Source organism: Xanthomarina sp. F1114 (genome assembly GCF_026410255.1).
Lineage (GTDB): Bacteria > Bacteroidota > Bacteroidia > Flavobacteriales > Flavobacteriaceae > Xanthomarina.
Genome location: NZ_JAPMLL010000025.1, coordinates 1 through 11,109 on the forward strand (window position 1 = coordinate 1; position 11,109 = coordinate 11,109).

15 protein-coding genes and 1 pseudogene are annotated in these 11,109 nt (G+C 32.0%); 15 read left to right on the forward strand and 1 reads right to left on the reverse strand.

Translation table 11 applies throughout. The features are described from left to right. The first annotated feature begins 397 nt into the window (after positions 1 to 397). The 15 genes from OS188_RS14405 to OS188_RS14475 all read left to right on the forward strand — a co-directional run bounded on the left by OS188_RS14405 (position 398) and on the right by OS188_RS14475 (position 10,840). Positions 398 to 772, forward strand: a complete 375-nt coding sequence (locus OS188_RS14405; protein WP_267149558.1) for an ArsR/SmtB family transcription factor — start codon at positions 398 to 400, stop codon at positions 770 to 772. Then, a complete protein-coding gene (gene merTP, locus OS188_RS14410) occupies positions 769 to 1,368 on the forward strand; it encodes a mercuric transport protein MerTP (RefSeq protein WP_267149559.1) in 600 nt (199 codons plus the stop codon). Before OS188_RS14405 ends, merTP begins: the two co-directional genes overlap by 4 nt. After that, positions 1,368 to 1,574, forward strand: a complete 207-nt coding sequence (locus tag OS188_RS14415) for a GDCCVxC domain-containing (seleno)protein (protein ID WP_085766308.1) — start codon at positions 1,368 to 1,370, stop codon at positions 1,572 to 1,574. The genes merTP and OS188_RS14415 overlap by 1 nt, the downstream gene beginning before the upstream one ends. Positions 1,575 to 1,842: 268 nt before the next feature. After that, a complete protein-coding gene (locus tag OS188_RS14420; RefSeq protein ID WP_267149560.1) occupies positions 1,843 to 2,367 on the forward strand; it encodes a GNAT family N-acetyltransferase in 525 nt (174 codons plus the stop codon). A gap of 128 nt (positions 2,368 to 2,495) precedes the next feature. After that, on the forward strand, positions 2,496 to 3,338 hold the full coding sequence (locus OS188_RS14425; RefSeq protein WP_267149561.1) for a tetratricopeptide repeat protein: 843 nt from the start codon (positions 2,496 to 2,498) through the stop codon (positions 3,336 to 3,338). Positions 3,339 to 3,494: 156 nt separating this feature from the next. Continuing rightward, the gene (locus OS188_RS14430) at positions 3,495 to 4,058 is read left to right on the forward strand and encodes a hypothetical protein (protein WP_267149562.1); all 564 of its coding nucleotides are present in this window, start codon (positions 3,495 to 3,497) and stop codon (positions 4,056 to 4,058) included. Between the two features lie 168 nt (positions 4,059 to 4,226). Then, positions 4,227 to 4,754, forward strand: a complete 528-nt coding sequence (locus OS188_RS14435) for a GNAT family N-acetyltransferase (protein ID WP_267149563.1) — start codon at positions 4,227 to 4,229, stop codon at positions 4,752 to 4,754. A 161-nt stretch (positions 4,755 to 4,915) separates the two neighbouring features. After that, positions 4,916 to 5,482 (forward strand): hypothetical protein, encoded by a 567-nt coding sequence (locus OS188_RS14440; protein ID WP_267149564.1) that lies wholly within the window; start codon positions 4,916 to 4,918, stop codon positions 5,480 to 5,482. A 665-nt stretch (positions 5,483 to 6,147) separates the two neighbouring features. Further along, positions 6,148 to 6,981 (forward strand): hypothetical protein, encoded by an 834-nt coding sequence (locus OS188_RS14445; protein ID WP_267149565.1) that lies wholly within the window; start codon positions 6,148 to 6,150, stop codon positions 6,979 to 6,981. A 126-nt stretch (positions 6,982 to 7,107) separates the two neighbouring features. Continuing rightward, positions 7,108 to 7,818, forward strand: coding sequence for a hypothetical protein (locus tag OS188_RS14450; protein ID WP_267149566.1), 711 nt, complete (start codon positions 7,108 to 7,110; stop codon positions 7,816 to 7,818). 564 nt (positions 7,819 to 8,382) lie between these two features. Continuing rightward, complete coding sequence (locus OS188_RS14455; RefSeq protein WP_162838496.1) at positions 8,383 to 9,177, forward strand: cation efflux transmembrane domain-containing protein; 795 nt, start codon at positions 8,383 to 8,385, stop codon at positions 9,175 to 9,177. A gap of 174 nt (positions 9,178 to 9,351) precedes the next feature. Beyond that, on the forward strand, positions 9,352 to 9,696 hold the full coding sequence (locus OS188_RS14460; RefSeq protein ID WP_267149567.1) for a DUF3024 domain-containing protein: 345 nt from the start codon (positions 9,352 to 9,354) through the stop codon (positions 9,694 to 9,696). After that, positions 9,689 to 10,135 carry a UPF0158 family protein gene (locus tag OS188_RS14465; protein ID WP_267149568.1) on the forward strand — a complete coding sequence of 149 codons (447 nt, stop codon included), beginning with the start codon at positions 9,689 to 9,691 and terminating at the stop codon, positions 10,133 to 10,135. The genes OS188_RS14460 and OS188_RS14465 overlap by 8 nt, the downstream gene beginning before the upstream one ends. 181 nt (positions 10,136 to 10,316) lie before the next feature. After that, the gene (locus OS188_RS14470) at positions 10,317 to 10,535 is read left to right on the forward strand and encodes a hypothetical protein (protein ID WP_267149569.1); all 219 of its coding nucleotides are present in this window, start codon (positions 10,317 to 10,319) and stop codon (positions 10,533 to 10,535) included. Next, complete coding sequence (locus tag OS188_RS14475; protein WP_267149570.1) at positions 10,535 to 10,840, forward strand: type II toxin-antitoxin system RelE/ParE family toxin; 306 nt, start codon at positions 10,535 to 10,537, stop codon at positions 10,838 to 10,840. The genes OS188_RS14470 and OS188_RS14475 overlap by 1 nt, the downstream gene beginning before the upstream one ends. Positions 10,841 to 10,891: 51 nt before the next feature. On the opposite strand, the pseudogene OS188_RS14480 reads toward OS188_RS14475, so the two are convergent. Beyond that, a pseudogene (locus tag OS188_RS14480) lies at positions 10,892 to 11,109 on the reverse strand (IS110 family transposase); the annotation flags it as partial.

Below are 11,109 nucleotides of genomic sequence, written 5' to 3' on the forward strand. Positions count from 1 at the left end.
AACAGATCTATACTCTAAAAATCAATCTTTCGGATTTTCTCACTCAAACGGATTTGAAAAAATAATCAATCAAAAACCCCCTGAAACTAAAACGATAAAAACTACTACTTGCAACACTGTATATAAAAAATGCGTAATTTAGTACTAAACCAAAGGAAAGTGCGTGTTTGCTTTCATCCGATTTTCGTTCCGAAAATCCGCTGACACAAACACGCACTTTTCATATACAAACACGTTACCCACAAGCTGAAAACCAGCCGCACATTTTAGCACTTTCGGTTTTTTCCGACACACAAATCCAACACTATAAAAACCAAAAGAGCTAAAATTTTCCCAACGCTTGAGAATTATGTATTTAAGTATTTGCTTAAATAAGAAATAATCGTAACTTTGTTTTATGGAAAATAATTCTTGCATAAGACAACAAGCCGATATTGAACAAATAAACCGTTGTAAAGACACAGTTTCGGCATTAAACGAATCGTTCGACTATTTGGCAAATGGACTTTCATTAGTCGGAAATAGCGTTCGACTGAAAATACTTTACCTACTCTTTGAGGAAAAAAGACTTTGCGTTTGTGATTTGAGCGATATTCTTGGAATGAACATTTCTGCTATTTCCCAACACTTAAGGAAAATGAAAGACCGAAATCTATTAGAAACCGATAGAGAAGCTCAAACGATTTTTTACTCACTCACGGCTGAATACGAAAAATTACTAAATCCATTCTTTGAGATACTTGATAAAAACAAAATTTTAGAAACGATATGAAAAGTGAAAACAAATTAATTGGTGCAGGTTTGTTAACTGCAATTACAGCTTCATTATGCTGTATTACACCTGTTTTGGCTCTAATCGCAGGAACAAGCGGAATTGCTTCAACATTTTCTTGGATTGAACCTTTTAGACCTTATCTAATCGGACTGACAATTTTAGTTCTTGGTTTTGCTTGGTATCAAAAACTAAAACCTCGAAAAGAAATTGACTGCAAATGTGAGACAGACGAAAAACCAAAATTTATTCAATCAAAAAAGTTTTTAGGAATTGTAACCGTATTTGCAATAGTAATGTTGGCTTTCCCATATTATTCAGGAATTTTTTACCCAAACACAGAAAAGCAAATAATCGTAGTTGACAAATCGGACATTAAAACAACTGAATTTAAAATCAGCGGAATGACCTGTGCAAGTTGCGAAGAACACGTTAACCACGAAGTAAATAAACTCAACGGAATTATAAACTCAAAAGCGTCCTACGAAAATGGAAATGCAATCATTGAATTTGACAAAACTAAAACCAACGAAACGGAAATCGAAAAAGCAATTAACTCAACAGGTTATAAAGTAACCGACAAAAAAGAAAATTAATGGAAACTATATTAAAATCTGAAATAACTTGTCCAAACTGCGGACATAAAAAAGTGGAAGATATGCCAACAAACGCTTGTCAATTTTTCTACGAATGCGAAAATTGTAAAAAAGTTTTAAAGCCAAAAGAAGGAGATTGTTGTGTTTATTGTTCTTATGGTACAGTAGCTTGTCCACCAATTCAAGAAAATAAAAGTTGTTGTTAAAAAGCCAACGCTAAAAGCCATACACATTTGCAATTCGCTTCAGCCGACACACAAGCCAAAAATTGCAAAAGAGTATGTCTTTGCCAACGCTGAAAACCAAGCTGAACGGAATAAAGCCAGTGGGTAACAACGTATATAAAAAATAGCGGTTTAGGTGCTAAATCGAAATGGATTTTATAAATTTAAGGTCTGTGTTTAACCGAAAAGTTAGTGCAAAAAATCCGCTACTTTTCATATACAAGACCGTTGTAACCAATTAGACTTTAAAATGAAAATATTCGAAACAAAGAGGCTAATAATACGAAATTTAGTAGAAACTGATTCTGACGATTATTATGATATGATGGGTAATCCGAATGTAATGAATATGATTCCAAGAGAAGTTATGTCTAGAGAAGAAAGTGATAAACACTTGAATAGTTTTATAGGCAAAGACCAAACTCTTACTGACTTAAAAGTTTGGGGAATTGAAACCAAAACCGAAAATGAATTTATTGGACTTTGCGCCTTTTTGAAGAATAACGAAAACGAAGATGAAATTGGCTATCGTTTACGAGAGAAACACTGGAGAAAAGGATTTGGAACCGAAATAGCAAAAGGATTAATCGAATTTGGGTTTAAAGAATTAGAAATGGAAAAAATAACAGCTGATGTTGACATAAAAAATCTAAATTCCGCAAAAATTCTTGAGAAGTTTATGGTTCAAACCAAAGAATTTTTTAATGAATCTGATAATTGTATTGACAGACGCTACGAAGTAATAAAAAATAACTGGTTACAACAATGGCTATAAGTAATTGCTTGTTCTCGCTTACTTCTGAAAATTCTCGCGGATTTTCAGTTTGGTGTGTACTTGCAAAGTTAAGTACTAAACCACGCAACTACTCATAGCCGAGACCGTTGTGCAACATTTGACCAAAAATGAGAAATAGCATAAAAATATTGATACTTTTATTAATTGCAACAATTTTTTCTTGTGAACAAAAAAATAAATCTGCCAAAGATTTAGCAGATAACAATCGTATCGAATTAAATATTGACAAAGAAAAGCAGGAAAAAATCATAAATGAACATCTAAAAAACGGAGCTTGGAAATACGAACTTTACTCAAGAGAATGGCAAGAAGAAATCGACAAAGGACTTGAAAAAGATAGTACCATCGCATATTTATGGCAACAAAAAGCAATGCCAATGTTCAAGCAAGGAAAGTACGAAGTTGGAATGGAATTTATTGATAATGCCGTAAAATATGACCGACAACGATGGCAAGATTACCGAGCCTTTATCAAATGCATATTTGCTAAAACCTATCGAGAAGCAATTGCGGATTTCAAAGATTGTAAAAAAAGGTTCGGAAATGGATATGTAATGGATCACACCTATGACTTTTACATTGGACTTTCCTATTTACAACTAAACGAATTTGAAAAAGCAGAACAAATATTTCAAAAAGACTATGAAATTCAGCTTAATGACAAAGGAGAAGATTGGCTTCATCATTTGGACTTGTTTTATTTCGGAATTAGTAAATATGAACAAAAAGACTATTTGGGTGCAATCGAAATTTTCGATAAGGCATTAAAAATCTATCCAGACTTTTCCGAAGTCCAAATTTTCAAGGCAGATTGTTTAAGAAAAATTGGAAAAACAGAAGAAGCCAGAGAATTACAAAAATTAGGAGAAATCAACGGAAGAAAAGGAAATACAATTAATGAGGATAATGTGATTTATGAAAGATACCCTTATCAAATTAGATGGTATTAAAAACGTTGCACAACACCGGCTATAAGCCATAGCTACTGCTAGCCTATCCGGAAAATCCTACGGATTTCCCTACCGTTCATTCTTTTTTGGTAACTTAGTTGCAAATCAACGCTACGGCACATAGCCATAACCGTTGTAAGCAATTTAAGAGAAACTATGACAAACGCATCAAAATTCGTTCTTCTGATTTTAGCAATCGCATTGACAAGTTGTGGTGCAATGGGAACTAAAACACTTTATAGAACAGAAACAAATCTGAATAAACCAACAAAAATTGGATTTAGTCAAGTTGCGAATGAGGACATTATGGATAAAATCGTAAAAGGCAGTGCTAAAATCTATGATAGTACGATGACAAACCAACTCGCAACGCAAAACATTAAATCTGATAAAATAATTATCGAAAATTTTGACGGATTTGAAAGCGTAGAAGCGGATGAAATTAAAAACCTCTGTACCGATAATCAATTGGACGGAATGATATTAACGCAACTAAAATTCTTAAACGTAAAATATAGCAGTATGTTTATTCCGATTGGTGTGAGTGAAGATACAGAAGTGGAAATGCAATATTATGATGCGAATGGAAATTTATTATTGCACACGAAGCATAACACACATATGGGAAATTCATATTGGGATTTTCCATCTGCAGACAAAACTGTAACGGACGGAACAAAAGGAGCTTTAGGTCGAATAATTAAAGAAATTATGAAATAAAAAACTGCTTACAACAATGGCTATAAGTAATTGCTAGTTCTCGCCTACTTCTGAAAATCCTCGCGGATTTTCAGTTTGGTGTCTACTTGCAAAGTTAAGTGCTAAACCACGCAACTACTCATAGCCGAGACCGTTACCTGCAAGCTAGAAAAACGACACGAACAATAAATGAAAATTAGAAAAGTAGATATTCAAGACATTGAAAAACTAAAAGAAATCGGAAAATTGACTTTTGCCGAGACATTTTCTTCCGATAACAGCGAAGAAGATATGCAGAAATATTTGGAAGAAGGATTTTCGACCGAAAAACTGAAAACGGAACTGACAGACGAAAACGCTGAATTCTATTTTGCGGAACTTGACGACAATGTGATTGGGTATTTAAAAGTGAATTTCGGACAATCACAAACAGAAATAAAGGATAAAAACTCACTCGAAATTGAACGGATTTACGTACTAAAGGAATTTCACGGAAAAAAAGTCGGACAAATTCTTTACGACAAAGCGATTGAATTGGCGAAAGAAAAAAACGTGGAATATGTTTGGTTAGGCGTTTGGGAACAAAACCCAAGAGCAATCAGATTTTATGAAAAAAATGGATTTGTAGCATTTGACAAGCATATTTTCAAATTGGGAAATGACGAACAAACGGACATAATGATGAAACTAAAACTGAATAAAAAAGCCAGCAGGTAACATCGTATAAAATTAATTGCTGGTGCAATCCTACTTACGAAAATCCTCGCGGATTTTCTATTTGGTTTGTATTTGCTAAATTAGGTGCTTAAAACACGCAACTAATCTTATACAAAACCGTTGTATGCAATTAAAACAATAGAGATGGATAATAATGGAATATGATTAATAATAAAGCGGATTTAGATGCTATTGAGTTTAGAGAAAATTTAGACTACGACTTGTTAAGCCATAAAATTCTTGGGATTTTAATTCGACAAAGAATAAATGTCGAAATATATCACAAAGAGAGAAATGTTGTTTTAGGTGTTGAATATGAAGAATTAAAAAAAGAACTCGACATAACTAAAGAGGAAATGTTTATAGTGACTTCTAAATTAAGGGAAGAACTCGAAATTGAACCTTATCGTGTTGATTTTGAAGGTTATTTTGCAAAACCAAAAGCTGTATATTCTTATGTTTCTCGTAAATATCTTAAAAAGACCAGAAATGAAAAAAGAGAAAATATTAAATATTATTTACAAATCGTTATACCCGTTGTTTCTTTATTAATTGCGTTTTTAGCTATAACTTTAAACATACTGCAATGGCAATCCAACAAAAAGAAATCAGAGCAAGAAATAATCCTGAACACAGAATTGGAAAAATTAAATATCCGATTAGATTATCTGGAAGAAAAAACCAAAAATGTGGATAGCGTTTTATTAAAAATCGAACAAAATCCATAGCCGATTAAATAAAAACTGCATACAACAATGTATATAAAAAATGCTTTTAATACCTTATTCCATACAAAGTGCAACTTTAGTTTATTTGTTCCCTTACGAAACATCGGCTTAATATATTCGCACTTTTCATATACTAAACCGTTAGCAAAAACAGGTGAAGACCAAAATCTACGGAAAATTATAACGCCAAGGTTTGCTCTTAAAAAACAAAAATTGCGGATTTCTAAAAAAGAAACTAAAAATTTTCCTTAGAATATTTAGAACAAAATGTAAAAGAAGCAAAAAACTAAATAAATAGATTTTGGATCTGGCTCACTCTGCTTCTGAATTATTTTAATCATTAAAAATAAGTCGTCTGATTCAACAAATTAACGAACATAAATCTGACTCTAAAAATTTAATAAATAAGTACTTTTTATAATTGTAACAAACAGATAAACATAATCGGAATTGTTCCTAATTTGCTGAGTTATTTATTGCCTAAGTTGTTTTCTAATAACAAATGTTAATTAACTAAAAACTGCTTTTGCTAACACCGTATAAAAAAAATTGCTATTTTGTGCTTAATTAAAGTGTGTTGCTTTTTTGCTTGCTTCTGATTTTCCTACGGAAAATCCTCGCCCACAAAAACGCAACTTTCTTTATACAACAACGTTGGCAATAATTTGAAAAAATCCATTTACATAGCGAACTTTCTGCTTATTCTATTGGCTTTTTCCTGTGGACAAAATTCGGCTGAAAAAGAATTAAACGGAAAATGGTATGAAATCAAAAATGATGGAATAACAAGGTTATTTTTCAAACCAGACAGTCTAATAATAACAGACTTGAGAAAACAAACCGTAGAATGGTCTGCTGATGAATCTAAAATAGAGTTTAACTATCATCTGATGTTTCCTGATTCATTGGGAAGAAAATTAAATAAAACTACTCTGAAATACAATTTATCACCATCAAAAGACACTTTATTCACAACAATAGTTGACCCTCAAAAAGAAATGGAATTTAACCTAATTAGAGCTAGTAATTATATTGACTATTTAAACAAAAAAAGCGGAATCAAATTTGAGCTACCAAAAATTGATAATGTTGAACCTATAAATTTAGATAGCGATTATGCACTTAAAATTTTTATGGGATTTTCGAAAAATAAACTGATTGCTAAAACGGAGTTATCTAACAATCTGAATAAACTAGAAGCTGACATACGAACTTTTAAAGATAACATTAAAACTAGTCGACCAGAACAAGCTATCATTGATGAATTTAGGTTTCATTTAAGAGTGTTTGCTGATAAAGAAATTCCCGATTCAATCATCACTGAAAATTTACCTGCAACGGTAAAAAGTGATTTTTTTAAAATTTATGATTTTCCAAGACCACCAAACGATACAGTACCTATAAAAATCTACAGAATATATAAGAGTGAAGAAGCAGAAAATCTAGGTTATATGAAAGGAAAAAAAATAAAAACTATTGCCAACAACGTGTATAATTAATGGCTAGTTCGAGCTTGCTTACGAAAATCCTTGCGGATTTTCTATTCGGTTTTTATTTGCTAAATTAGTTGCTTAAACACGCCACTAACCATACACAAACACGTTGTAAGCAATTAAAGGAAACCCGTGAAAAATAGAATATTCCTACTTATTATTATTCTGATTTCAAATTCTTGTGGAATATTTAAAACGCATCATAAAGATAAATTGATTGATTTTGAGAACAATTCGTTATCTAACGAATCTCTAAAATTAAACGGATATTATTTTACAGAATTTGAGCTCGAATATGGAGAAAACGCACCACCTTTTATAGACGATTACATAAAAAAGACTGGAATAAATAAAATAAAATATCTGTCTGCATTTTTTATTTACGAAGACGGTTTTGTAATTAATGTTGGAGGAATAAACGGACTTTCACATTATTATTGTGCTGAAAAGGAAAATTATGAAAACACCTATGAAAGTGCTCATAAAACAATTGAATTGATGCTCGAATCTCAAAATTCAACTGAAAAAAGAACTAAACGCATTTGTGGGTTTAGTCCTGACGATATTGGTAGTAAAGGTTTAGTTCAAATTGACAAGGATAAAATTAAAATTCAACTTTACCGAATTGAGATGCAAAACCCAACCAAAGATTCTTTCAATTCAGCTTATTTATACGAATTAAATGGAACAATAAAATCTGACTCAAGTTTTGTAATTAAAAGCGAAATGGAATTCAGAACTAAAGAAATAACACCTGAAAACCAAGTGTTTGAATTTAGACAGACTGAACAGAAACCGAACATTGAAAATTATTTTAAAAAGAATAAGAACCGATTTAAATAACTGCTTACAACACCGTATAAAATTAATGGCTAGTTCTCGCCTACTTACGAAAATCCTCGCGGATTTTCTATTTGGTGTTTATTTGCTAAATTAGGTTCTTAAATACGCCACTAATCTTATACAATCACGTTAGCTACAATTGCGGAAACCACTCAAACGCAAGCAATACGCAACTGAATTACCTCTGATTTCTGCCAAACATTACGCTGATTTCACTCTGCCGATTTCCCACTCGAACGTGAAACAAAAACTAATCGGATTTCCCACTCAAACGGAATTTAAAAAGCTTATTAAAAACCGAACTGAACTCTAAAAACCAATCTTGCCGATTTTCTCACTCAATCGGATTTAAAAAAGTTTACGGAATAAAACAACGTCTGAACTTTACGGACAAAAAACAACTGTAGCTAACACTGTGTATAAAAAATGCTTATTTTAGTGCTTAACCAATAGAAAGTGCGTGTTTGCTTTCTTCCGATTTTCGTTCCGAAAATCCTCTGACACAAACCCGCACTTTTCATACACGAAAACGTTGTAAGTAATGCCGAAAAACCCAGAAACCGAGTGAATAAAACGATATTTGAAATTACCAAAATGGACTGTCCTTCAGAGGAAAATCTAATCCGAATGAAATTGGACGGAATTTCAAGTATTGCGAATCTGGACTTTGATATTCCGAATCGAAAATTGACTGTTTTTCACAGTGGAGAAATTGACCAAATCGAAAAGTCAGTTATCGAACTGAATTTAGGCGGAAAAAAAATCTCAACGGAACAAACCGACCAAACGGAATTTAAAGAAAACGCAAACCAAAAAAAGCTACTTTGGTCTGTACTTGCAATCAATTTTGCTTTTTTCATTATCGAAATGACAACAGGAATTATCTCAAAATCAATGGGACTTGTTGCAGACAGTTTGGATATGCTTGCCGACAGTTTCGTGTACGGAATTAGTTTGTTTGCGGTTGGAGGAACTATAGTTAAGAAAAAGCGGATTGCAAAACTTGCTGGATATTTTCAAATTACACTTGCGATTATCGGATTTGTGGAAGTTTTAAGAAGATTTTTCGGAGACGAGAAATTACCCGATTTTTCGACAATGATTATCGTTTCGATTTTTGCACTTATCGCAAACGGAATTTGTCTTTACATTTTGCAAAAGTCAAAAAGCAAAGAAGAGGCTCATATGAAAGCGAGTATGATTTTTACATCAAATGACGTGATTATCAATTTAGGAGTAATAATTGCTGGAATTTTGGTAAATTGGTTGAGTTCGAGTAAACCTGATTTAATTATCGGAACAATCGTTTTTATTTTGGTAATTCAAGGAGCGTTTCGGATTTTGAAATTAAGTAAGTGAATGAAAAAAGCACTACTTACAACAACGTGTAAAATTAATTGCTAGTTCTAGCCTACTTACGAATATTCCTGCGGAATATTCTATTCGGTTTTTATTCGCTAAATCCGTTGCTTAACCACGCAACTAATCTTATACAAAACCGTTGTGCGCAAGCTAAAAAAACACCGTAATTAAATGACAAACAGTACAATTGATATAAATGAATCTACTATAAAAAATTATGTGGAATCGCTACGACCTGAAAATCTTGAAATTCGAGAACAAGTAGATATTGGATATTCTTTTGATGGAAAAGTTGTAATATTATTTGAAATAAGACCAGATTGGAACGATGCTAATAAGAAACAACAGCTTGACTTTGCAAAAATCCGATACTATAAGTCCCGAAAAGAATGGAATCTATATTGGATGCGAGCAAGTGGAAAATGGGAGATTTACGAACCGTTTCCCGAATCTACTCATTTAGATAAAATAATAGAAATAATAAAAGAAGATAAACACGCTTGTTTTTTTGGATAATATAAAACAACATATCGTTAAACAAATAGCGCAAGAATTAGATTGCGGATTTGACTGTTATTACAATTCTAAAACTGACGAAATTGTTGCAATTCCTAATTTTGCCCAATTTTCGGACGAGGAAGATTTTAAAGAAGCTTTTAGTGACAGTTTAGAAAAAGTAGAAAAACATAAATCGGATTTTATAAAATTTGAGACTTTAGAAAGTTTTGAGTCGTTTAAAATTATGGAGCTTTTTGTTGAGCAATTATCTGACCAAAATCTAAAGTCGGAATTGCAAAATGTTTTAGCAAATAAAAAGCCATTTCAGAGTTTTAAGCATAAAATTGACCATTCTGAATTTAGACAAAGTTGGTTTGAATTTAAGAAAAGTGAGTTGGAAAAAATAGTAGAAAATCAATTAGATAGCGGAAAAGCCAGCGCACAACACCGTATATAATTTATTGCTGGCTTCTCGCCTACTTACGAAAGTCCTCGCGGACTTTCTATCTGTGATTTATTTGCTAAATTTAGTGCTTAAACCACGCAACGAAATCATACACAAACACGTTGGGCTTCATACTGACTAAAAACCGAACTGATTCATATTTTTTGTACATTTGATAAAAAGAAATTTTAAAATGGATATTCGAACAACAAAACTTGAACTACTTAAAACAATTTTGGAGACTGAAAATACTGATTTCATCCAAAGGGTAGCTGACTTTGTAAAAAAAGAAAAAGTTGATTTTTGGGACGAATTAACTCAATCCGAACAATCTGAAATAAAACAAGGTATTGAGGAATTGGATAAAGGAAAAAGGGTTTCCTACGAATCATTCCTAAAGAAAATTTCTTAATGAAAGTATTCTTATCCGAACTTGCCGAATCAAAACTTCTTAAGCTATCTCAATATTTACTGGAAGAATGGAACTTAAGAACTCGCGACAAGTTTATCTCCAAACTAGACGATAAAATTAAACAAATATCAAATCAACCTGATAGTTGTCCAAAATCATCGGAATTTAAAAATCTTTATAAATGTGTTGTAACAAAGCAAACGACATTTTTCTATAGAACAATAGCAGAACGGAAAGAAATAGAAATAATTACAATTTTTGACACACGACAAAATCCTGATAAGTTAAAAAAAGACATCTATTAAAAAGTACGAAAGCCCAACAAAGTACTGTGCTAAAAAACAAGTAAAAAACCATTAATTTTTAGCTAGTGTACTTTTATATTCATTATCAAATATTAATCCTGATTTAGCAATTGCAAAGGCTTGTTTTAGTAGTTTATTACACACTGCAATCAATAGCTAGTTTTTTGCTCTTTCCTTTAGCCACAATTCGCTCGTAAAGATCTCTGCATGCTTTGTTATATTTACAAGCGGTAAAACTGCACATAAATAATAAATTTCTGAGTTTTTGA

Coding starts and splice junctions, on each gene's coding strand:
- OS188_RS14405 (WP_267149558.1), top strand. CDS start 398: ATGGAAAATAATTCTTGCATAAGACAACAAGCCGATATTGAACAAATA.
- merTP (WP_267149559.1), top strand. CDS start 769: ATGAAAAGTGAAAACAAATTAATTGGTGCAGGTTTGTTAACTGCAATT.
- OS188_RS14415 (WP_085766308.1), top strand. CDS start 1,368: ATGGAAACTATATTAAAATCTGAAATAACTTGTCCAAACTGCGGACAT.
- OS188_RS14420 (WP_267149560.1), top strand. CDS start 1,843: ATGAAAATATTCGAAACAAAGAGGCTAATAATACGAAATTTAGTAGAA.
- OS188_RS14425 (WP_267149561.1), top strand. CDS start 2,496: ATGAGAAATAGCATAAAAATATTGATACTTTTATTAATTGCAACAATT.
- OS188_RS14430 (WP_267149562.1), top strand. CDS start 3,495: ATGACAAACGCATCAAAATTCGTTCTTCTGATTTTAGCAATCGCATTG.
- OS188_RS14435 (WP_267149563.1), top strand. CDS start 4,227: ATGAAAATTAGAAAAGTAGATATTCAAGACATTGAAAAACTAAAAGAA.
- OS188_RS14440 (WP_267149564.1), top strand. CDS start 4,916: ATGATTAATAATAAAGCGGATTTAGATGCTATTGAGTTTAGAGAAAAT.
- OS188_RS14460 (WP_267149567.1), top strand. CDS start 9,352: ATGACAAACAGTACAATTGATATAAATGAATCTACTATAAAAAATTAT.
- OS188_RS14470 (WP_267149569.1), top strand. CDS start 10,317: ATGGATATTCGAACAACAAAACTTGAACTACTTAAAACAATTTTGGAG.
- OS188_RS14475 (WP_267149570.1), top strand. CDS start 10,535: ATGAAAGTATTCTTATCCGAACTTGCCGAATCAAAACTTCTTAAGCTA.